Origin of the sequence: Rhodococcus sp. 008, assembly GCF_001682295.1 — a bacterium.
Classification (GTDB): Bacteria; Actinomycetota; Actinomycetes; order Mycobacteriales; family Mycobacteriaceae; genus Rhodococcus_F; species Rhodococcus_F qingshengii.
The window spans coordinates 1,226,384-1,248,589 of sequence record NZ_CP012749.1; the positions used below are offsets into that span (position 1 = coordinate 1,226,384).

A 22,206-nucleotide genomic window follows, 5' to 3' on the forward strand; every position below is an offset into this window, starting at 1 on the left:
CCGATTCGATCACGGGAGGGCAGGGCGATGATGACCATCGGCGAGCTGGCCAAATTGGCCGGCACCACCGTCAGATCCGTGCGCTACTACCACTCGAACGGCCTTCTCGAAGAACCACAACGCCAACCCAACGGCTACCGCATGTACCGGGCGGTGGACCTGGCACGACTGAGTCGCATCCGCCGCCTGCGCGATCTGGGGATTCCTGTTGCCAAGATCGCCGAACTACTCGACGGCGACGCTCACGACACTCGGTCCGCACTCGATGCCCTCGACAAGGAATTGGCGACGAAGGCCGAACAGATCGCTGTTCAGCGTGCGCACATCGAGTCGCTACGCCGCAATGCCGATCCTGAACTACCCGACGCGTTTTCGGAAGTGCTCGCACAGTACGTCGTTGCCGGTGCGCCGACAGCATGGATCGACAACGAGCGTGAACTTCTGATCCTCGCACTCACGGTCTCCGGGGGCGATCCCGAGGTCTGCGATTCACTCCTGTCCGCCCATCGCCGGGTATTGGCCGAGCCGAACCGCGAGCAGGCCATCGAATTGATAACTCGCATGTATGCCCTCGCCGACGCACCGGCTGACGCGGACACGATTGCGGCCCTTGCCATTCAGTTCTGCGACTTCACCGAGAGCGTGCTACCCGAACAGGCTGCACCGGAGGACGCTTCCCCCACCCGGCTGGTAGCGGTACTGCGCGAACACCAAGCGGATCGACGAACCGTCACCCAGGAAAGATTCGCGAAGGCTGTGGCCGCGGAGTTCGCCGCCCGTCAATCCCGCCTCTGAAAAACCCTGATCAACCCCCACATTCGAAGTGGGGTGACCAACACTGCCCGAAAATGGGCTCAACGCAAGGACACGACAATGACTGGATTCACCATGCCCAGATCACGCATGCCTCGATCACGAAGGTGGCTGGCTACCACAATCGCCGCTGCCGCGCTCGCCGTACCTGCATTGGCGGCGTGCTCGGATCCTGCTACTCCGCAGGAAGATCCACAATCGAATCTCAGCGCGTTCTACGAACAGGATCTCGAGTGGGGGCCATGCGCCACAGACACCGGAACGTCGACCGCAAGTGAATGCGCCATGGTCACAGTACCTTTGGACTATTCCGTCCCTGACGGCAAAACGATCGAAGTGGCGATCTCGCGGGTCGCATCCACCGACCCCGCACAGCGACGAGGGATCCTGCTCACCAACCCTGGTGGCCCGGGTGGCCGAGGACTGGGATTGCCCGAGATTCTGAATGCGGGCATGACACCGGAAGTCGCAGCGGCATACGACGTCATCGGCATGGACACCCGAGGACTCGGCAAGAGCACACCGATCGACTGCGGCGTCGAACAGATGACATGGATGCGGTCGCCGGGCACCACGGACGAGGGATGGAACGAGAGTGTTGCGCTCGCACGCGAGGCCGCTGACACATGCTGGGACAAGTACCCGGACTATCTGCCGCACATCAATACTCAAAACATCGCCCGAGACCTCGACGTGATTCGTGGCGCCCTCGACCAGGAGAAGGCGTCGTACTTCGGGTGGTCGTACGGTACATACCTCGGTGCAACCTATGCTCAAATGTTCCCGGACAGGATCGACCGTGTGGTTCTCGACAGTGCACCGGATCCGAAGAAATACGGATACGAGATGTTCCAGGACATGGGCCCGGCCAACGAGAAAGCGATCGACGGATTCTCGCAGTGGGCAGCAGAACACAACTCCACCTATGCACTCGGATCGACGCCCGCCGAAGTTCGCGCCCTCATCGAGAAGCTGATCTCGGACGCGGCCACCACTCCGATACAGATCGGTGACCATGCCGTCGACGATCACGTCCTTCCATTCCTGATGTACGTCAACGGAACCGGCGACACCGAGAAGGAAAGTGAGGCATTCGCACAGGTATTGGTTCAGTTGCGCGATCTCGCCGCAGGCAAGACCGTCGAGAACATCCATCCCCAGCTGACGGGATTGATGCAGGCATGGTTCCAGACCGAACTGGGAACCGGTCCTGACTATGCCGGGACAATCGCCATCGTCTGCGGAGACGTATCGATGCCGAGCGATCCCCAGTGGTACCGCAACAAGTTGGAGGAGCACCGTGATGATCAGCCGATCTTTGCCGGCACACACAACACGATCATGCCGTGCGCGTTCTGGCGCAGTGAGGCCCCTACGCGGATCGACATCGACAACAACGTTCCGACCTTGCAGATCCAGGCAACCGGTGACACCCGCACGACGTACGACGAAGGCCTCGGCATGCATGAAGCGATGAAAGGCTCACGGCTCGTGACAGTTCCAGGCCGCACTCATGCGGTGTTCCCCGGCTACGCGAATACTTGCGCGAACGCCGCCGTCAACTCGTACCTGCTCGACGGCTCACTGCCGGCAGAAGACGTGGTGTGCGAGTCGTGACGATTTCCGGCGATCCCATCACCGGAAGACCTGCGTGATCTGATGCGCGATTGCCCCTCGACAATCTCGCATCCGGCAGACAGAATAGTTCGGTGAGTCCCATTCATCGGGCCGATGGCGAGGTTTCCGCAATTGGTCGTTCCACCGAGATACTGAAGACTTTTCGTGACAGCTCAGGCGTTCTCAGCGCAGCAGCGCTTGTTCGACGGACAGGCATGGCCAAAACAACGGTGTATCGAATGGTCGACGATCTCGTCCGAGTCGGGTTGCTCGAACGGCAAGGAACCAACTACCGCTTGGGTCTCCTCCTGTTCGAGATCGGCGAATCTGTTCCACGGCAGCGAAACCTCCGCGAAGCAGCGCGGCGCCACCTTTCGGCCTTGCGTGAAGCAACGGGACACAACGTGGGACTCGCTGTATTGGACGGTTTCGACGTGGTTTACCTTGATGTCTTCCGTGGCGACGACGGACCACGCCTTCCGCAGCAAATCGGTGGTCGGTGGCCTGCACACGCAAGTTGTTCCGGCAAAGCAGTATTGGCGTTCACCAACTCTGGGGATTTCACGAGGCCCACTGTCCTCGAAGCACACACCGAGAACACCATCACCGATCCCGAACTCTTCCACCGAGAACTGGATCGTGTTCGCAAGCGTGGTGTCGCCTTCGACCGCCAGGAAGCATTTCCCCGGATCGTCGGCGCCGCAGCACCAATATTCGGCCCGGACGAAGGCGTCCTCGGCGCAATCTCCATTTCCGGTATGGCAGGCCGAATAAATCTGACCCGTATCGACGCGGCGGTGCGGACGACGGCAATCGCCATCTCACGTGATCTCTCGAGTGCCCAGTCCGTCGTCCGCCCTGTCCTACAACGACGCTGATGCCGTCAACCGCGCCCGACGTACGGCATCCGGTTTGCCATGATCGTCAGAGTCGGGACATTCACGTCGAGTGGTAGATCTATCAGTTGCACAACGGTGTTCGCGACATGACGAGGATCGAATGTCGGCTCGGGCCTGGTGGTGCCGTCAGCTTGTCTTGCCGAGTGGCCGATTCCGGCTGTCATGTCAGTTGCCGCATTGCCGATGTCGATTTGACTGCAACAGATGTCGAACTCTCGGCCGTCGAGAGAGATCGACTTCGTCAAACCTGACACACCGTGTTTGGTCGCCGTGTAGGCGGCACTGTCGGGCCGGGGCGTGTGAGCGGAGAGCGACCCGTTGTTGATGATCCGGCCTCCTCTCGGATCCTGTGTTTTCATGATACGAATCGCTTCACGCGCACAAAGGAATACGCCGGTGAGATTGGCTGCGACTGTCGCGTTCCACGCTTCAGGATCGATCTCGTCCACACTCCCCGACGGCCCGAATGTCCCTGCGTTGTTGACAAGCACATCGAGTCTGCCGAAACACTCAGTCACGGATGTGAACAACCGGTGAACCGATTCGGGCGAGGACACATCAGCGGGAATTACCACTGCGCGCTCGTGACCCCCACCTGTCGCTTCCAAGCTCACGCTGTTTCGACCAGCCAATACAACGTGGTGTCCTGCATCGAGTAGACCTCTGGCCATTGCGCGGCCGAGTCCCGACCCTGCACCGGTCACGACCACGACTCGGCCGACACGCTCAGTGATTGTCACCGTGTACCTCCGTTCCACGCCTGCCCACCAGGAAATCGAAATCGACTCCGCGGTCGGCCTGCATCACATGATCCACGAACAGTCGTTGATACCCACTCGTACTCTTTTGTACGCGTGGCGGCAACGCCTCGAGACGCCTGGCCAGCTCGTCGTCGTCGACGAGTACACGCAAGACCCCACGAGCAACATCCAACTCGATCAAATCACCATCCCTGACCGCGCCGAGAGGCCCACCGGCATCCGCTTCGGGCGCAACGTGCAAAACGACTGTGCCGAAGGCTGTTCCGCTCATTCGCGCATCAGAGATCCTGACCATGTCTCGTACACCCCGCTCGAGCAGCCTTCGAGGGAGTGGCAGATTACCTACTTCTGGCATACCCGGAAACCCCTTCGGTCCAGCGCCGGTGAGGACGATGACGTCGTCGGCCTCGATGTCGAGATCCGGCGAGTCGACGCGCGCCGTGAAGTCGTCCATTCCGTGAAACACGACCGCACGGCCCACGTGGCTGAGCAACTCCGGCGACGCCGCAGATGGCTTGATCACTGCACCGTTCGGCGCGAGATTGCCGGTCAATACCGCTATGCCGGCTTGCTCCAGCAACGGTGCCGCCGTGCTACGAATTACGTCGTCGTCCCAAATTGTTTCGCCGGAGTTGTTCTCACCGAGAGTCTTTCCGGTAACCGTGGCGGCATCCAGATGGAGGATGTCTCCGAGCTCGGCGATCACCGCAGGCAGTCCGCCTGCGTAGAAGAAATCCTCCATCAAATAGGTACCCGAAGGCATGAGGTTGACCAGCAGGGGAACGTCACGACTCTGCTCCCCGAAATCGCTGAGCTCGAGGGGAATTTCCAGCCTCCCGGCGATGGCAAGCAAGTGCACCACAGCGTTGGTGGACCCACCGATAGCCGTGTTCACCTTGATCGCATTCTCGAATGAATTTCGGTCGACGACCGAAGACATCGTCAGGTTCTCGGCCACCATCTCCACGATTCTCACGCCGCTGTCGCGTGCAAGTACACGTCGCCGTGAATCCACTGCCGGGATCGCAGCGTTACCGGGGAGCGTGAGGCCCAAAGTCTCGACAAGCGACGCCATCGTCGACGCGGTGCCCATAGTGTTGCAGTGACCGGGCGATCGAGACATAGCCGATTCCGCTGCTCTGAACTCACATTCACTCATGCATCCGGCTCGCACTGCTTCACTCATCTCGAACACCGAGGTTCCAGATCCGACAGTCTTACCTTGATGGCGGCCGTTCAACATGGGCCCACCGGATACGACAATGGTGGGAAGGTCACAACTGGCTGCGCCCATCACCAGCGCCGGGGTGGTTTTGTCGCAGCCGCAGAGCAGTACGACGCCGTCGATCGGATTGGCTCGAATCGACTCCTCCACATCCATGCTGACGAGGTTCCGATAGAGCATCGTGGTGGGGCGGATGATCGTCTCACCCAATGACATCACCGGAAACTCAACTGGAAATCCGCCTGCTTCGATGACTCCCAGTCGCACCTGCTCGGCCAGATCTCTGAAGTGAGCGTTGCACGGCGCGAGCTCGGAATACGTGTTACAGATACCGATAACCGGTCGGCCGTCGAACATCCGATCAGGGATACCCTGGTTCTTCATCCACGAGCGGTGGATGAATGCATTGAGATCATTGCCTCCGAACCAATCCTGCGAGCGAAGTGTTCTACTCGTCGGTGTTCTACTCATCCGAACCCTCCAAACCAAGGATTGCCCTTGCCTCCCCAGGTGTTGCAGGCTGCATTCCGAGTCGCTGGACGATGTCGATGATGTTCTCCACCAAACGAACGTTCTCGGCCGGCTCTCCATTCGCGAGAAACGGATAGTCTTCGATTCCCACACGCACGTGCCCTCCGAGCAGGAGTGCATGAGTCAGACCACGCAGTTGATCTGGCCCGCTGATGCTCACGGAGAAGACCGATTCCTCCGGTAGGTGTTCCACCATCTGCTGCAAGATCTGCGGGGAGTACGGCATCGCATTCTGAAAAGTTCGATCAAGTCCCAGTACAAGGTTGACGAGGTGCGGGCCAGGCTGCCCTTCGGTCAACGTACGTATCTCCTGGAGCAGATGTGACGGGCTGAAGGCCTCCCACTCAGGTTTGATTCCTAGTTTGCGCATTGACGCTGCCAGTTCGGCGGCACGACTGGGCGGCGTGTCCATCAGTACCTCACCGACCGGTGAGGTCACATAGGCCGTGATGGCATCGAGCGTGCATGTGTCTGCGCCGCCATGCAGGCCCTGGAGCCTCGCGTCCCAGTCCACGATGCGCGCACCGTCACTGCGAACACTCACCATGTCACCGTTGACTCCGCCGCCGGTCGAGTTGTTGATCACGATGTCGCAGCTTTGGCGGACAAGCGTATTCATCTGCCGATAGATTGCGGCATCACAGGTCGCTTGATCGTCCGGTCGTCGAGCATGAAGTGCTGCCACGCTGGCTCCAGCGCTGTGGCAGCGTGCCACATCCGCCGCAATCTGCTCAGGCTGAGTCGGAATGAACGGATTGTCGGCAACAGTGAGGAAGCCACCCGTCGGGGCAACTGTGACGATGACCTTGTCTCGCAGATCGCTCATGCCGGAACGCTCCTGTAGCTGGATGCGGCGAAGAACATGGCAATCGCCGATGCCCCCGGGTCCTCGACGCCCCTGGCGTGTTCTCCCACGTAGGTCGCGCGTCCGCGGCGGGCGAGCATCGCGCGAGTCGATTCGGCGCCGAGCCTCGCAGCCGTGGCCGCAGAGTTCAAGGCAGCGGACAAGGTTGCCCCGCTGACTGCCGCCTCGGTCAATGCGCTGGTTGCGGGGACCATGGCGTCGACCATGGTCTTGTGACCCACCTGGGCATTGCCGAGACGCTGCACCGCAGCTGTCGCCGTACCCAGGGCAGAAGCCAAGTCTGTTGCGGTCACTTCAACTCCAGAGACTGCTCCGATCCGGCCGAACCACAGACCGAGAAGTGGTCCGCTTGTCCCACCGATGTCGAGAAACGCATCCGACGTACGGGCGAACACTTCACCAGGACTGGTCGGCGGGTCGGAACGAAGTCGTTGCACCGCACTTCGCAGGCCCGTCCGCAGATTCATTCCGAAATCGCCGTCTCCGACAAGCCGGTCCAAATCTGTGAGGGAATCGAATTGATCTTCGGCGGCATCGGCAAATCGATCGATCCACGCCCGAGTGTCCCCGACGCTCAACATTGTCATCATGAAACTCTTTTCAGTAGTGCATATTCGAGTTACCAAGCGAGTGCGGGAGTGCGTACCGTTGCATCCCAGAGATCCAGAAACTCCTCGGTCGAACGGAGAAGGGTGATAGAGAGCCCGTGCATATCCAATGCAGTGACGAAAGAACCTGCAATCACACGATCCAAACCGATACCGGCATCCTCGAGGAAAGACTTTAATTCTGCAGTGGCAATGGATAATTCGAGTCCATGGGTTGCCCCTAGCCCATTCACTATCGCTATCACACCGTCCCCGCGCTCAACCCCGACAGCATCGAGGATCGGCTCCGACAACTGCGCCACGAGTTCGGCGGCAGGAACCGTCGGACGCGTCTCACGTCCACGCTCGCCATGGATTCCGATGCCGAACTCCATCTCCCCCGGCGCCAGTTCGAAGGACGGACGATCCTGTCCGGGAGCCGTGCACGAGCGGAAAGCTGCACCCAACGTCGCCGACGCCGCCACCACCCGGCGCCCCAGGTCAGCGATCTCGGAAAGCGCCCAGTGCCGTTCCGCGGCCGCCCCACAAATCTTCTCCACGGCAATTACCGCAGCGGTACCACGACGTCCAGGTCCACCCTCGTCTGCAGTCGTCGTCGCGAGGTCGTCGTCGACCATCACGATCTCCACTTGCCGCTCAGTTCCGAGTAACTCGGCCGCGATCGAGAAATTCAGTTTGTCTCCGGTGTAGTTCTTCACGATGAGAAGTGCACCCCGTCCGGTCTCGACAGCATTGACCGCAGCGCGGATCTGAAAGGCTGTGGGACTGGCGAAGACCGACCCAGGAACTGCGGCGTCCAACATGCCGGATCCGACGAACTCCGCGTGTAACGGCTCATGCCCGGCCCCGCCACCTGAGACCAACACAACTTTGTCTCGGGCGACACCCGCGCGAGTCACAAACAACGGATCTCGGTGGTAGGAGAGCATTTCCGGGTGCAGGATCTGAAGTCCTTCGAGCGCTTCGCGGACTACATCCTCGGGCCGGTTGACCACATGGCCGATCATGACGAACTCTCGGACGCCGACATTGGGCCGACAGGGAAGCGAACCGCAAACGCACTCACACACGTGCGAACGTTGTCACCGACCCGTATCCCAGCCTCCGCTGCAGGCTCGTTGACATACGAAACAGTTCCGTTGTGCCACATATCCATTCCATTGCTGATCTCGGCAGAGTCGTGACTGACCGCTACGCCGGCAAGTCCCGAATCTCCCATGCGGACGATTCCGATGATCCCCGCGTTGTCCTTGCCGATTCCGGCATCGTTCAGCACCGCCAACGCACAGCCCGTCGCAATCGCCATCCGCCCTGACTCTTGACCGCCGTTGGATGCCGCAACGACGATGCGGTCGCGGTCCGACCGTTCGATCTGCGACATACTGTCCATGACGACAATCTGTCTACCGTTCTCCACACCGACAATGTTCCGAAACATCAGTCGACGCTCCTCTCTATCAGTGCCAGCACTTCTTCGGAAACGCGGCTGCCCACACGCACACCCGCTGCGACTGCAGTCGGATTGGCATACGTCACGATGCCGCACTCCCACACGTCGTTGCCATCTCCAATACGCGAACTCTCGTGTCCGACTGCAATGCCGACGATCTTCTGGGCGTCGATCGCAGCCAAACCTGCGATTCCGGCCTTGTTCTTCCCTATGCCGGCGTCATTGCACACCACAACACGAACCCCGAACCCGACGGCGTACTCTCCAGCACTCGTCCCTCCGTGTGATCCGGTCACGATCACATCACCGGCCTGAGCCGAGGAAGCAAACGCAATCGAATCCATGATCCACACTCTCGTTCCGTTAGAGGAATGAACCAAAGTAGGTTCGGCACCTTCGGTTTCAACTACTCGCATGGACATCCACCCCTAGAATTCGACGTGCCTGATCAGGAGTTGCGGGTTCACGCCCGTACCGCCGAGCGATCGAAACAACTTCGGCGACCAGATCAGGTGTGGAGGGGTATCCCAGTTCTTCGTAGTGGTAGTCACCGGCACCGATTGCTACATGGCCCCCGCGCTTGATCGACTCCTCCGCTGCTGCAAGAACATTGCCTCGGTAGGCCGAGACGATCCACTCCACTGAAAGATCAGCCGGCAGGAGGTCCAGTTGCGCACGTAGCCCTGCTGCTGTCGCCGGATGTGCAGCCGGAAACTCGTCACCACCGAGAATGAAAGCGATCACCAATGGTGACGACGGATTCCGCACCCTTGCGTGGGCGAAGATCGCGCGCGTCCAACTCACGTTGAATGACGTCTGATACGGCACCAGACCCAATTCACTAGCGCGCGAGAGTAATTCGATCTGTGTTCGAGTGTCGTTGACGAAGACCCTGGAATCGGTTGCGAACAAGCCTGTCGTCGCATCGATCAAGTCCATCGCCGCACAGCCCATGTCGACGACCAAGAAGTCCGAACGTCGTTTCGGATCACTTTGGTTCGGGGCAAGATTCGACAGCCGCTCGTCTATCGTGTAGCCGGGAACATTGGCCATCGACGGCGCAAGCAGCAGATTCGATACCGCCCGAACCCGCTCGACGATCTCTCCGTAGGTCGCCGCCGAGTGATCCACGCCGCCGTCCACGGCTCGACCGTGAAAATGCATCAACGACGCCCCCGCACCCTCACAAGCGAGGGCAGTGTCGGCTATTTCGCTGGGCGTCCACGGAATGTGGGGATTGGGTGCGCGCATGGTGTTCTCGTTGACGTGCACTCCGATGATTACCGGTTTCTCCGTTGTACTGGACGTTGCCTCAAGAGTCATGTCGCTCCTTCGGAAGATTCCAACCGGCTGTCATCGACTGACCTCCGTCGACTGTCCACGTCTGACCCGTCACGAAACCGGCGCCGGGACCAGCGACAAAGGTCACGACTTCGGCAATCTCAGCCGGCTCCGCGTAACGGCTCAACGGGATCGATTGCAAGATGGCGCTCTGCATTTCAGGGCTCTGGGCCCGACTTGCAAGCGGTGTCCGCGTCGAACCCGGTGCAACACAATTGACTCGGATCCCCTCGCCGGCGAGCTCGATCGCGAGTTGTGTGGTCAACGCGACCACGCCACCTTTCGATGCGGAATACGCAGCACGGTCTACGCTGCCGCGTAGGCCGGAAACCGAGGCAATTGTCACCACGGATCCGCCGCCATCTGCGGCGAGCAGATCCACGAACTCCCTGACCACCGCAAACGTGGAAACGAGGTTCAGCTCGAGGGTTCGCCTGAATCGATCGGGTGTGGTGTGCCGGATCGGCGCGTTGTCCGCGGTTCCCGCCGAGGTCACAACCGTGTCGACACGACCGAACAGCTCTTCGGCGACGTCGCGAAGCCGTCGGATGTCTCCCTCATCGGTGACATCCACTCGAACGCCGACCGTCCGTGTATCTGGTTCTGGCGCAGTGTCTCCGGATGTATGCGACAGGTCGGCAGAGATGACATGCCAACCCAAGTCGGCGAATCGTTTGCACGTTGCCAGGCCGATCCCGGATGCGCCACCAGTGACGATCGCTACCTTCCTACTCACGACTACAGCACCTTCCTCATGTCGCGAATGGGATTCGACCCGTCCCACTCCTTCGATGCAGCCTCGACTGCGCGAAACAGATCGCCCTTCCTTCCGCTGACCTCCGAGACTTCGATGACTGTTCCCGGATACGGGCCGTCCTCGTAGTAAACGAATCGCTCATCCGGTGCGCCACTACCGGATCTACCACTCTGCAATTCGACGAGCCCTCGGTTCTTGGATTCCTCCACATATCGATCGAAATCCGTTGTCCAGTAGGCAACATGTTGAAGTCCTTCGAGCCCTCGATCGGCGAACTCGCGAAATGCCGACGGCTCATCGTTGTGTTGTTGAATCAGCTCGATCTGCGCGCTTCCGCTGTGCGCGAGCGCCACACTGAATCGAGGCGCACTCGACTTGCCACGGAAGACGAAGTCGTTCAACGGTTGGTCCTCCACGAAGAAGAAGGGGCCAACGCCGACAACGTCGATCCAATGCTTCAGCGCGCTGTCGATGTCGTTGACCACAAAACCCAATTGGCGCAAAGGCCCGAAGTATCTACTCACGAAGTCCTCGTTTGTTCGTTGCCGACGAAACCACGGTCGACGACTGTGATCCTGATAAGTGATGATGTCCTGCGCATGCTCGCCTGAAGAATGAAGAATTCCCGTTGATCGGGAATCTTCCGGGGCCGAGACTCGGCTCAAGCCTGTTCAGGTGCAACTAAGGTTCCGGCGTCGCGCTCCGCCCGGTAATCCAGTGTCAGTTGGTCGTTGGCCTTGTCGGCCTTTCTGGTGATCACCTTGAGCAGCAGCACGATCAATGCTGCCGTCGCCAGCACCGCGGAGTACACCCCGATTGCCGGTGTGAAACTGTTGGTCGCGTCCTTGATCCAGCCGGTGACCTGTGGACCGAAATAGCCTCCGAGGTTACCCATTCCGTTGATGACACCGAAACCTGCCGCCAAGGCAGCGCCGGTAAGGAAGCTCGAAGGCATGGTGATGAAGATGCTCATCGAACTGTAGAGACCGATCCCGGCGATGCAGAATCCGAAGATAGCGACAACCGGTGTGGTGAAGAACAGCGCAGCAATAGCAAATCCGAGTGCTGCGACCGATGCGGCGATGGCGAAGTGCACGGGGCGCTCTCCGGCGCGGTCCGAATGGCGCGTCCACCAGATCATCGGTCCGATCGCAATCAGTGCAGGTAGTGCGGCAACCCATCCGATCTGATTGGTGCTCATCCCGAATTGCGCGTAAATCTGCGGCATCCAAATCTGGAAACCGTTGAGGCTGAAGGTGAAACAAATGAACACGGAGATCAATACCAGTACTCGTGGGTGCACGAGTCCCTGGAGGAAGCTGTGCTTACCGACGACCGCTTCGCGCTCTTGCGCCTCGGACTCGAGCGTATCGGTGAGCCAACCGCGTTCTTCCTCGGAGAGGAACTCCGCCTCCGAAGGCTTGTCCCGCAGAACCTTGTAGATCACAAACGCCATGACCACAGCGGGGACGCCGGTGAGAATGAAAACCCATCGCCATCCGGAAAGCCCGAGAAAGCCGTCGATAGCCATCAGGTGTGTGGTGATCGGAGTACCCAGGCCGGAGATACAGATGAAGGTCACGATCCACGCCATTGCTTTGCCTCGATCCCGATTCGGGAACCACTTCGAGACGAAGAACAGCATGCCGGGCGAAAAGCCGGCTTCGGCAATACCCAACAGGAATCGTGCTGCCACCAATCCGCTGGCACCCTGAACGAACGCGGTTCCGATGGTGACCACGCCCCACGTGATCATGATTCGTGTGATCCAGCGCCGCGCACCGACCTTTGTGAGGATGTAGTTGCTCGGGGGTTCGCAGATCGTGTAACTCCAGAAATAGATTCCGGCCGCAAACCCGAACATCGAGGCCGATATTCCGAGTTCTTTGTTCATCGTCAATGCTGCAACGCCGATGTTCAATCGGTCGAGATACAGGACGATGTATGCCAATCCGATGACCGGCATGAAGCGGAGCATGACCTTCCGGACGGTCCTGGCCGGAAGGGGAAGTTGCTCGGTGACTGTTCTTTCGTGACGCATGATTCACCTCGTACTCATTCGAACACATCATTGTGATGGCTGACACAGAGACGATGCGGGTCGCGATTCGAACTTCACAGACACGATTCCCGATGATCGGTACTCGATTCGTGAGCAATCGACCAGCCGGGGTGACAAGAAAGCGGAGTGCCTGTCGGTTTCGACAGGCACTCCGTGCGGTGAAACATAGGCGTCCCGAGGGTATTCAGCCAGTCAGCTCGCTCTTGATCTCGTTCTTGAGAACTTTGCCGACCTTGGAGCGAGGTAGATCGTCCCAGACGATGACTTGCTTCGGAGTCTTCACACTTCCGATGCGAGCCTTCACGAAAGCCATCACCTCGGCGCCGTCGATGTCGGCGCCGAGGTGCGGTTGCACCACTGCCACAACGCGTTCGCCCCACTTGTCGTCCGGCAACCCGATCACTCCGCAGTCCTGAATCCCCGGATACGCCATGAGTGCCTGCTCCACCTCGACCGAATAGACGTTGAAACCGCCGGTGATGATCATGTCCTTCGCACGGTCGACGATGAACAGGAAATTGTCCTCGTCCAGGTACCCGATATCGCCGGTGTGATGCCAGCCGTGGGCTGACGCTTCCGCGGTTGCGTCGGGGTTCTTGTAATAACCCGCCATCACCAACGAACTGCGAATCACCACCTCACCACGCTCGCCACGTCCGAGCAGCGCGCCTTTGTCGTCCATGATCCCCACGGTCACCAGCGGCGACGGTCGACCCGCCGACGAAAGTCGTGACGTTGCGACAGTGCCGTCCGAGCCGAAGTGCTCCTTCGGTGACATCGTCGAGATCATCATGGGGGCTTCACTCTGCCCGAACAGCTGAGCCATGACCGGGCCGATCTTGTCGATCGCCTCCGCGAGTCTGGTCGGGGAGATCGGCGCCGCTCCGTACCAGAAGCATTGCAGCGAGCTGAGATCCGTGGCCGACAGGGCCTCGTGCTCGAGCAGCATGTAGATGAGCGTCGGCGGCAGGAATGTGTGAGTCACCTTGTGCTTCTGAATGTTCGCGAGGAAGTACCCGAGGTCGGGCTTCGGCATGATCACTACTTCGCCGCCGAGGGCCATGATCGGGAAGCACAGAACACCGGCGGCGTGAGTCAACGGTGCCAGCGCCAGATACACCGGGCGCCCCTCGAACGGATAACTCATCAAAGTGATTGCGGTCATCGTCTCGATGTTGTGCCCGGTCAACATCACTCCCTTTGGCCGTCCAGTTGTACCACCGGTGCCGACCAGCATGGTGACGTCGTCGGGCGCCGCGGCGTCGAGTTCTTCTTCCCCGAGCCAGCTTTCGAGGGACTGTGCCGAGTCCCATTCGCCGTCGATGCAGACGAGCGTCACCAACTGGGGAAGCGCATCCTTGATCTGGTCGACTAGCGGCGCATAGGACTTCTGGAAGAACAGAGCGCGACAATCGAACAAATCCAACAGGTCTCGGTTTTCCGCAGCTTCGTTGCGAGGGTTGATCGGGCACCAGACGCCGCCGGCCCGGCTTATTCCGAATACGCACGAGAACGAGATCGGATCATTGCCGGACAGAATCGCGACCTTTTCGCCCGGCGCGATGCCCGAAGCCGCGAGCGAAGCTGCGAAGCGTCGGCTGAACTGTTGCACCTCGCCGTAGGAGAGAGTGCGCTCCCCCATCGTCAAACACGGTGCGGTGGAACCAAGAGAGGCTCCCTTGTCGAGATAGTCGGTCAAACGCATGGGGAGCCTCCAGGGCGGGGCTCCCGGCGCGCTACACGCCGGGAGCCGTGAACATGATGACGAGGGCGACGAGTTAGGCGTTGATGGTTACTTCCGGCTCCAGAGCCAGCCCGAAACTACGTAGCGCGCCGAGCAGTTCGCGATGGCCGAACGCCTGGCAAGCCGAGGCAAGCCCGGTCCGCTTCGGCGCCTGCTGGAGCAGAGAATGCGCTGCATAGGCGTGCAGGAGGCCCGTCTGCTTGTAGTTGCAGTTTCCGTGGATCACGACGTGCGAGCGACCCAGCGGGCCCGACGCGTAGACGGAGTCGAGTGAGGTGTTGATGCGCGGATTTTCACGAGGGGGCATACCGGCCTGAACCGATCCGGCGATCTCGGCCAAGGCGGCTTCCTGCTCGTCGGCGGGCAGGGTCTTGATCTGCTCCTCCACGATCTTCTGCGTCGCGACAACGCCTTCCATCACGGTGCGGTCGAACACTCCGCCCGCAGCCTTGACGTTGGAAACTCGCGGATCGTTCTTGAACCACACCGGGTGGCATGTTCCGCCCCACGGCAATGCAAGCGCAGTTTCGTGCTGGCCCGGAACGACGACGTCGAAAGTCTGGCCGGGCGCCCACTGCACGTACTTGTTCTGCTCGAGGTAGTACCAGTTCGCCTTGAGGATGGTGAAGATCGTCTGAGTGGACGCGTAGGTGGGAAATCCCTTCCACAGCACGAGGATGTCGAGCGTATCGAGGCCCGGCGTTTCCAGTGCGATATTGGCCGCGATCTCACCGGTGGTGTACATCTGCGCGATACCGGGCGAGAGAAGCAGGCCCTTCTCCTGGTACTTGTCGCTGAACTTCTCCTGGACGTCGAGTACCCAGTCCTGCTCACCGGTTGTGTCCATGTAGTGGCAACCGGCATTCAACGCGGCCTCGACGACGGTGCCGCCGAGCTTGATGAACGGGCCGACCATATTACTGACAACCTGTGCACCGGTGAACAGTTCGGTGAGCGCCTCGACGGTGTGCTCGACCTCGACGACCTCGTGATCGACGGTGTCTAATCCGGGGATCTTATCGAGGACCTCTTGGATGCGAGCGGCGTCGCGGCCGGCTGCGATGAACGGGATGTTGAACTCGCGCAGGTATTCACACACCAGACGGCCGGTGTACCCGGAGACGCCGTAAACGATGACGGGCTTCTTTTCGGACATGTTCGTGGAACCTTTCGAAGACGTGAGAAGGGTGTACGTACGAATGAAGGGCGAGTTACATGCCCATGCCACCGTCGACCGGTAGGCCGATTCCGGTGATGAATCGCGCGGCGTCGGAGGACAAGAACACAACGGCGTCAGCCATGTCGTTCACTTCACCGAGGCGGCCGAGCGGGGTGAGGCCGATGACGTCTCCGACTGCTGCTTCGGCGCTGGGCCAGAGACCGAGCTTCTCCATGTCCGCCGCGAGTCCGAGACCCATCTCCGTGGCGACAAGACCCGGGTAGATGCAGTTGACGCGGACTCCGTAGCCGAGCTTGCCCGACTCGGCGGCGGCAACTCTGGTGAAGCGATCGACCGCGGACTTGGTCGCGGAGTATCCACTGATCCCGGGAAACGGAATGGTTGCGGCCACTGAAGAGATGTTGATGACGGAACCGCCGGTTCCGGCTACGCCACCCGGACGCATGCTGCGCAGTCCGTGTTTGGTTCCGAGCGCTGTTCCGAGGATGTTGACCTCACACATACGGCGGATGTCGTTCGGATCGAGGTCGACCACCAGCGAGGAAATCTCGATGCCTGCGTTGTTGACGAGGATGTCGAAGCCGCCGAGAGTCTCCGCGGTGGCGGCGACTGCCTCTTCCCAGTTGGCGTCGTCGGTGACGTCCAGCTTTACGAAGCCGGTTTTGACTCCGCCCGAACCAACAGCCTCTGCGGTGGCACGACCCTCGTCTTCGAGAACGTCGCCGATCATCACTGACGCCCCCGCCTTCGCCAACGCCTCAGCCATTCCGGCTCCGAGCCCCTTGGCACCACCTGTGACCAGTGCTTTTCGTCCCTCGAGATCAAACACGCTCATTTTCGACTGCCTCCATGACTGAAACGACTCTCGCGATGCCACCGTTCACAGCGACGCTGCCAAGTGGTGTGAGTCACAGAGTATTCAACTTTGGACGAGTGTCAAGAGAAATCTTGACGACTGTCAAGATTTTGTTACACGCTCGTCAAAGGCCAGGGGTTACACTGATTCGGACGCGGTGATCGTGCCGCTGTGGAAACCGCAGGGAACAGGACGTGCCATCGTGACCACGACAGTCGAGAAGCCTAGTGAGGCAGGGAAAAAGGCTGCACCTAGCTCACCGGGCCAGCAGTCCGACTCCTCGAAGCGGTCCGACTCCGCCAAGCGGTCCAACGCAGACAAGGTGTCGCGTCGCCAGGTCGACAAATTCTCCGAGCGACGTGATCAACTCGCCGAGGCCGCACTGCAAACCCTGGCCGAATTGGGCTACGCACGCACGAGCCTGCGCGAAATCGCCCAGAATTCGGAGTTCTCCCACGGCGTCCTGCACTACTACTTCAGCGACAAGGTCGATCTCATCACCCACTGCGTGCGCCACTACAAGGCACGCTGCGTCACCCGCTACGACGGCATCGTCGCCACCGCGAAGACACCGGAGGAACTGAAAACCGGTTTCGGCGCACTGCTCGCCGAGACCATGATCGAAGAACCCACGATGCACCGCCTCTGGTACGACCTGCGCGCGCAGTCGATGTTCGAGGAGTCGTTCCGAGCCGACGTCGCCGCGATCGATGAGAGTCTCGAAAACATGATCTGGCGCATCGTTTCTCGCTACGCCGAGCTTCTCGACGTAGAGGCATCGGTCACCTCGGCGGCGATGTACGCAATCTTCGACGGCCTGTTCCAGCAGAGCCTGCTGCGCCATCTGTCCGGCGATCAGACTGCCGCAAACTATCTTTCGGAGAGCGTCCAGCAGATGCTGCCTCTGGTAGTGCCCACTCCCTGATCAGCGAGCAGCGATGCCTTCCGCGACGTACCTGGCTCCGCGATCGAATTCTCCGACCACGTCGTAATCGGCGTCTTGCCGCCAGAAGCGGACCAACGCTCCGTACGTACCACCGATCATCTGTGCGAGAAAGAGCGGCGGGTAGTCCGATCTCACTTCGCCGGCTTCGATACCGGCAGTGACGATCCGCAGAAGTTCCACGTGGAACCGATGATCGTGGGCCGCCCCCGCTCCGGAGGAGGCGAAGTCGCGCTCGAGTTCTGCAGTCACCATGCGCAGATAGCGCGGGTGCATGATCGCTTGCTGCGCAAAGTCCTGAAAAATCCGGGAGATCCGATCAGAAGTCGGCATCGGCGATTCCATGAGCTGATCCACCAGTGCCGCAAGCTGATCGAGATGATCACTGTGCAACGCCTCGAGAACCGAGTCCTTGCCCTGGAAGTAATTGAAGAAGGTGGCTCGCGACACCTCGGCTCGCTCGGCGATGTCGTCGACGGTCGTGCTGGCGAAACCCTGCGCCGAGAACAGAATTCGAGCAGCCGAGAGCAACCTGTCGTTGGTGTCGCGCTTGTTCTGTTCTCGTTTGGAAATCACGTCGACCTGCCCTTCTCCGCCTCAGAACACAGTCTTCGCCACAGTCCGGAATGTGTCCAATGTCCGTCCCGTCAGGTGACGCACCTCCGCCTCCGATAGGTGGACTACAGTCCAATTATGTCGACTGTTTCCACCGAACGCCATGACCGCGTTCTCATCGTCAGGATCGAACGCGAAGAACGCCGTAACGCGATCAACCGTGAGACTGCCGAGGGAATCGAAGCCGCGCTGAATCTTCTCGACGACGACCCTGATCTGTGGGTCGGCATCATCACCGGAACCCCCAACATCTTTTGCGCCGGAACCGATATCCGAGAGCGGGCCGACCTTCGCATGCCTCGCGGCGGTGAGTACGGCGTCATTCGGCGCCGGCGGAACAAGCCCCTGATCGCTGCAGTCGAGGGCTACGCGCTTGGTGGCGGTTTCGAAATCGCACTGGCCTGCGATCTGATCGTCGCCTCTGCCACAGCGCAATTCGGCCTTCCCGAAACCAAACGCGGTCTGGTTGCGACGTCCGGCGCACTCTTTCGGGCTCCTCGCGCGCTTCCGATCAACGTCGCCCGTGAACTCTTGATCACCGGCCGCACACTCGATCCCGAACGGGCAAAGGACCTCGGCGTCGTCAATGCAGTCACTGCCCCTGGTAAGGCACTCGACGAGGCACTGGTGATGGCAGCGGAGATCTGCGAGTCCTCCCCCACTTCCGTGAGTCTGAGTCTGAAGGCCATCGAGGCTCTCTACGCCGACGCCGACGCCGACGGATGGAAGGTCACCGACGACGCCAAGGACGCAGTGTTGCGCTCTCCGGACATCGCCGAAGGACTCGACGCTTTCGCCACTCGTCGGACACCCCGATGGAGCGGACTGCCGCCCGCATGACAGACCACAATCCGAGACAGATTTCCTATACGTCTGGTCGGAAAGGGTATGAACCGGTTACAGTCTCTCCTGTGACGGGAATCGGCGCATACGAGACGGGCACGCTGCTGACGCGGCGGCGCCATGTCGACTTTGCGCATGTCTGTACATCCGGGTGTCCGATCTACTGATCGGACCTACGACGTGAGCGCCGCTCACGTCGATACTCGTATGTACACCCAGATCAGGGGACATTTCTGTCATGACCACCGCCTCCATCTCACACCTGAGTTCCGTCGTAGCAGCCAACGCCGACGCCATCGACAAAGACGCGAGCAAAGCACACGTCGTATTCAAGGCTTCCGCCCAGGCGCACGACGCCGTTGCCAGCACCATTTCTCTCGGTAAGTACAGCGTCGAGGTCGACGAGCCACCGGCCCTCGGCGGCGAGAACACCGCAGCCAATCCTGTCGAGTACTACCTTGCTTCCCTGCTCTCCTGCCAGGTGGTCACCTACCGCGTCTGGGCGGACAAACTCGGTATCGCTCTCGACGACATCTCGGCCAGGGCCGAAGGTGACCTCGACGTTCGTGGATTCTTCGGCTTCGACGACGCCGTTCGCCCGGGATTCTCCGAGGTCCGCGTGGTCGTCACCCTGACCGGCCCCGAACCCCGCGAGCGCTACCTGGAACTGCAGGAAACGGTCGACGCCCACTGCCCCGTACTCGATCTCACCCGCAATCCCGTCCCAGTGCATACAGTCGTCGAAACCGCCTGACCCGCACTAACCCACCTTCACCACGGAGTATGAATTCATGAGCGAGAACACCCCCGTCGATACCGATCCGACCGCCGATTGGTCGTTCGAAACCAAGCAGGTCCACGCCGGACAGGGCCCGGACAGCGCTACCAACGCTCGGGCGCTTCCGATCTACCAGACCACCAGCTACGTCTTCGACAACACCGACCATGCGGCGGCGCTCTTCGGCCTCGCCGAGCCGGGCAACATCTACACCCGCATCATGAACCCGACGCAGGACGCCGTCGAGCAGCGCATCGCCGCCCTCGAAGGCGGAGTCGCGGCTCTGCTGGTTGCGTCCGGTCAGGCTGCCGAATCCTTCGCGATCCTCAACCTCGCCGAGGCCGGGGACCACATCGTCTCAAGCCCTCGCCTGTACGGCGGCACGTACAACCTCTTCCACTACACGCTGCCCAAGCTCGGTATCACCGTCGACTTCGTCGAGGACCCGGACAACCTCGATCACTGGCGTGAGGCAATCCGTCCGAACACCAAGGCGTTCTACGGCGAAACCATCTCCAACCCCAAGAACGACGTGTTCGACATCCCCGGCATCAGCGCAGTCGCCCATGAGCACGGCATCCCACTGATCGTGGACAACACGGTCGCAACTCCGTATCTCATTCAGCCGCTGAAGCACGGCGCCGACATCGTCGTCCACTCCGCCACCAAATACCTTGGCGGACACGGCACCGCGATCGCCGGCGTCATCGTCGACGGTGGCACCTTCGACTGGACCCAGGGACGCCACACCAACTTCACGACCCCCGACCCCAGCTACCACGGCGTCACCTTTGCCGATCTCGGTGCACCCGCCTACGCCCTCAAGGCACGCGTTCAGCTTCTGCGCGACCTCGGCTCGGCCATCGCACCGTTCAACGCCTTCCTCATCTCGCAGGGTATCGAGACACTGAGCCTGCGCATCGAGCGCCACGTGTCCAACGCCCAGAAGGTCGCGGAATTCCTCGAGGGCCGCGCCGAGGTCACGTCGGTCGCGTACGCCGGACTGGAATCCTCGCCCTGGCACGAGCGCGGAAAGCAGCTGGCGCCCAAGGGAACCGGCGCCATCGTCGCGTTCGAGCTCGCCGGTGGAGTCGACGCAGGCAAGAAGTTCGTCAACGCTCTGACGTTGCACAGCCACGTCGCCAACATCGGTGACGTTCGCTCACTCGTCATCCACCCCGCGTCGACGACGCACTCGCAGCTCACCCCCGAGGAGCAGCTCGCTTCGGGCGTCACGCCGGGGCTCGTCCGCCTCGCGGTCGGCATCGAAGGGATCGACGACATTCTCGCCGACCTCGAAACCGGTTTGGCCGCAGCAGCTTCCTGATCTATCGCACGAAAAAGCTCGGCCCCGATATGCATTGGGACCGAGCTTTTTCGTTGCGTAAGAGCTAGCTCTTGGGAGTGAACGCGGCCAGCGGTTCACTCTCGGACCAGTCATGGCCCCAGTAGCTGTCGGCCGTGATTTCCTCAGCGGTGTAGAAGGCTTCGTCGACAAGCATGCCTTCGCAACCGAACTCCAGATCCCATCCACCCGGTGCGCGCACGTAGAACGACACCATCTTGTCGTTCGTGTGGCGACCCAACGTCGAGGAGATCGAGAAGCCGAGCTTGGCAACACGATCGAGAGCCTGACCGACGGCGTCGAGAGTCTCGGCTTCCATCATCAGGTGCACGAGACCGGGCTCGTCAACCGGCGGCGCCGGGCACAACGCCAGGCTGTGGTGGCGCTGGTTGACACCCATGAAGCGAACGCGGCGAGCCGGCGGCGGCGCATCGATACCGCCGAGACGGATGGAACCGCGCGGGAGGAATCCGAGCACCTCGGTGTAGAAGGTGTATGCCTCGTCGAAACGCGTAACCGGAAGCACCACATGGCCGAGGCCCTGATCGCCGGTGACGAAACGGCCGCCGTGCGGGGTGACCAACGGGCTGTGGTCGAGTACCGGTCCGAAGAAGACCTCGACTCGGTTACCGTTGGGATCGTCGAATGCGATGACCTGCTCGGCATCGCGGTAGCTGGCGTCGACCTCGGAAAGAACCTCGACCTCGACTCCGGCCTTCTCCACTGCTTCACGAACACGCTGGAGCGCGAACTGATCTCGCACTTCCCAGCCCACTGCGAGAGCCTTGTCCGTCTCACCGGGCAGGACGATCAGTCGCGCACGACGCTCGTCCAGGCGCAAGTAGAGGCCGTCGGCTTCCGGGCCACTACCGACCGCGAGGCCGAGTCCGTCGACCACGAGCTCGCGCCAGCGAGCCACGTCCTGCGTTTGGATCCTGAGATACCCCAGGCCCCGAATTTCAGTCATGCCTAA

At 60.7% G+C, this 22,206-nt stretch carries 23 protein-coding genes; 7 read left to right on the forward strand and 16 right to left on the reverse strand.

Annotated elements, in window-relative coordinates; translation table 11 throughout:
* Nucleotides 1-27 precede the first annotated feature (27 nt).
* From AOT96_RS05755 to AOT96_RS05765, 3 genes are all read left to right on the forward strand, one after another.
* The gene (locus AOT96_RS05755; protein ID WP_003940101.1) at nucleotides 28-795 is read left to right on the forward strand and encodes a MerR family transcriptional regulator; all 768 of its coding nucleotides are present in this window, start codon (nucleotides 28-30) and stop codon (nucleotides 793-795) included.
* A gap of 78 nt (nucleotides 796-873) precedes the next feature.
* On the forward strand, nucleotides 874-2,430 hold the full coding sequence (locus AOT96_RS05760) for an alpha/beta hydrolase (protein WP_064688120.1): 1,557 nt from the start codon (nucleotides 874-876) through the stop codon (nucleotides 2,428-2,430).
* Between the two features lie 92 nt (nucleotides 2,431-2,522).
* Nucleotides 2,523-3,308 carry an IclR family transcriptional regulator gene (locus AOT96_RS05765; RefSeq protein ID WP_042448469.1) on the forward strand — a complete coding sequence of 262 codons (786 nt, stop codon included), beginning with the start codon at nucleotides 2,523-2,525 and terminating at the stop codon, nucleotides 3,306-3,308.
* Between the two features lie 5 nt (nucleotides 3,309-3,313).
* On the opposite strand, the gene AOT96_RS05770 is transcribed toward AOT96_RS05765, so the two are convergent.
* The 14 genes from AOT96_RS05770 to AOT96_RS05835 all read right to left on the reverse strand — a co-directional run bounded on the left by AOT96_RS05770 (nucleotide 3,314) and on the right by AOT96_RS05835 (nucleotide 16,688).
* Nucleotides 3,314-4,000 (reverse strand): SDR family oxidoreductase, encoded by a 687-nt coding sequence (locus AOT96_RS05770; RefSeq protein ID WP_416309283.1) that lies wholly within the window; start codon nucleotides 3,998-4,000, stop codon nucleotides 3,314-3,316.
* Nucleotides 4,001-4,055: 55 nt separating this feature from the next.
* A complete protein-coding gene (locus tag AOT96_RS05775; RefSeq protein WP_042448473.1) occupies nucleotides 4,056-5,786 on the reverse strand; it encodes an IlvD/Edd family dehydratase in 1,731 nt (576 codons plus the stop codon).
* Entirely contained in the window at nucleotides 5,779-6,672 is an 894-nt protein-coding gene (locus AOT96_RS05780) for a 3-keto-5-aminohexanoate cleavage protein (protein ID WP_042448476.1), read from the reverse strand. Before AOT96_RS05780 ends, AOT96_RS05775 begins: the two co-directional genes overlap by 8 nt.
* Nucleotides 6,669-7,301 (reverse strand): dihydroxyacetone kinase subunit DhaL, encoded by a 633-nt coding sequence (gene dhaL / locus AOT96_RS05785; protein WP_197523627.1) that lies wholly within the window; start codon nucleotides 7,299-7,301, stop codon nucleotides 6,669-6,671. The genes AOT96_RS05780 and dhaL overlap by 4 nt, the downstream gene beginning before the upstream one ends.
* A 29-nt stretch (nucleotides 7,302-7,330) precedes the next feature.
* Nucleotides 7,331-8,326 (reverse strand): dihydroxyacetone kinase subunit DhaK, encoded by a 996-nt coding sequence (locus AOT96_RS05790; RefSeq protein ID WP_042448479.1) that lies wholly within the window; start codon nucleotides 8,324-8,326, stop codon nucleotides 7,331-7,333.
* Nucleotides 8,323-8,757: a hypothetical protein gene (locus AOT96_RS05795; RefSeq protein WP_042448482.1), complete on the reverse strand. Its 435-nt coding sequence runs from the start codon at nucleotides 8,755-8,757 to the stop codon at nucleotides 8,323-8,325. The genes AOT96_RS05790 and AOT96_RS05795 overlap by 4 nt, the downstream gene beginning before the upstream one ends.
* Entirely contained in the window at nucleotides 8,757-9,113 is a 357-nt protein-coding gene (locus tag AOT96_RS05800; protein WP_007732768.1) for a hypothetical protein, read from the reverse strand. Before AOT96_RS05800 ends, AOT96_RS05795 begins: the two co-directional genes overlap by 1 nt.
* Nucleotides 9,114-9,171: 58 nt before the next feature.
* A complete protein-coding gene (locus AOT96_RS05805; RefSeq protein ID WP_042448488.1) occupies nucleotides 9,172-10,092 on the reverse strand; it encodes a 3-keto-5-aminohexanoate cleavage protein in 921 nt (306 codons plus the stop codon).
* Complete coding sequence (locus tag AOT96_RS05810) at nucleotides 10,082-10,846, reverse strand: SDR family NAD(P)-dependent oxidoreductase (protein ID WP_042448491.1); 765 nt, start codon at nucleotides 10,844-10,846, stop codon at nucleotides 10,082-10,084. The genes AOT96_RS05805 and AOT96_RS05810 overlap by 11 nt, the downstream gene beginning before the upstream one ends.
* 2 nt (nucleotides 10,847-10,848) lie before the next feature.
* Nucleotides 10,849-11,391, reverse strand: a complete 543-nt coding sequence (locus AOT96_RS05815) for a VOC family protein (protein WP_042448493.1) — start codon at nucleotides 11,389-11,391, stop codon at nucleotides 10,849-10,851.
* 137 nt (nucleotides 11,392-11,528) lie between these two features.
* A complete protein-coding gene (locus tag AOT96_RS05820; RefSeq protein WP_007732774.1) occupies nucleotides 11,529-12,908 on the reverse strand; it encodes an MFS transporter in 1,380 nt (459 codons plus the stop codon).
* A gap of 205 nt (nucleotides 12,909-13,113) precedes the next feature.
* Complete coding sequence (locus AOT96_RS05825) at nucleotides 13,114-14,634, reverse strand: AMP-binding protein (protein WP_065351429.1); 1,521 nt, start codon at nucleotides 14,632-14,634, stop codon at nucleotides 13,114-13,116.
* A 73-nt stretch (nucleotides 14,635-14,707) separates the two neighbouring features.
* A complete protein-coding gene (locus AOT96_RS05830) occupies nucleotides 14,708-15,829 on the reverse strand; it encodes a DUF5938 domain-containing protein (protein ID WP_003940189.1) in 1,122 nt (373 codons plus the stop codon).
* A 55-nt stretch (nucleotides 15,830-15,884) separates the two neighbouring features.
* Entirely contained in the window at nucleotides 15,885-16,688 is an 804-nt protein-coding gene (locus tag AOT96_RS05835; protein ID WP_007732778.1) for an SDR family NAD(P)-dependent oxidoreductase, read from the reverse strand.
* Between the two features lie 343 nt (nucleotides 16,689-17,031).
* On the opposite strand from AOT96_RS05835, the gene AOT96_RS05840 reads away from it, so the two are divergent.
* Complete coding sequence (locus AOT96_RS05840; protein ID WP_042448650.1) at nucleotides 17,032-17,634, forward strand: TetR/AcrR family transcriptional regulator; 603 nt, start codon at nucleotides 17,032-17,034, stop codon at nucleotides 17,632-17,634.
* Here AOT96_RS05840 and AOT96_RS05845 read toward each other — a convergent pair whose 3' ends face one another.
* Entirely contained in the window at nucleotides 17,635-18,228 is a 594-nt protein-coding gene (locus tag AOT96_RS05845) for a TetR/AcrR family transcriptional regulator (protein WP_003940428.1), read from the reverse strand. It abuts the gene before it with no gap.
* A gap of 117 nt (nucleotides 18,229-18,345) precedes the next feature.
* Here AOT96_RS05845 and AOT96_RS05850 point away from each other — a divergent pair, with 117 nt between their 5' ends.
* The 3 genes from AOT96_RS05850 to AOT96_RS05860 all read left to right on the forward strand — a co-directional run bounded on the left by AOT96_RS05850 (nucleotide 18,346) and on the right by AOT96_RS05860 (nucleotide 21,215).
* Nucleotides 18,346-19,107: an enoyl-CoA hydratase-related protein gene (locus tag AOT96_RS05850; protein ID WP_003940058.1), complete on the forward strand. Its 762-nt coding sequence runs from the start codon at nucleotides 18,346-18,348 to the stop codon at nucleotides 19,105-19,107.
* A gap of 241 nt (nucleotides 19,108-19,348) precedes the next feature.
* Nucleotides 19,349-19,864 carry an OsmC family protein gene (locus AOT96_RS05855; RefSeq protein WP_050656844.1) on the forward strand — a complete coding sequence of 172 codons (516 nt, stop codon included), beginning with the start codon at nucleotides 19,349-19,351 and terminating at the stop codon, nucleotides 19,862-19,864.
* 37 nt (nucleotides 19,865-19,901) lie between these two features.
* Entirely contained in the window at nucleotides 19,902-21,215 is a 1,314-nt protein-coding gene (locus AOT96_RS05860; protein WP_003939848.1) for a bifunctional o-acetylhomoserine/o-acetylserine sulfhydrylase, read from the forward strand.
* 64 nt (nucleotides 21,216-21,279) lie between these two features.
* On the opposite strand, the gene bphC is transcribed toward AOT96_RS05860, so the two are convergent.
* Complete coding sequence (gene bphC / locus AOT96_RS05865; RefSeq protein ID WP_003940493.1) at nucleotides 21,280-22,200, reverse strand: biphenyl-2,3-diol 1,2-dioxygenase; 921 nt, start codon at nucleotides 22,198-22,200, stop codon at nucleotides 21,280-21,282.
* Nucleotides 22,201-22,206 lie beyond the last annotated feature (6 nt).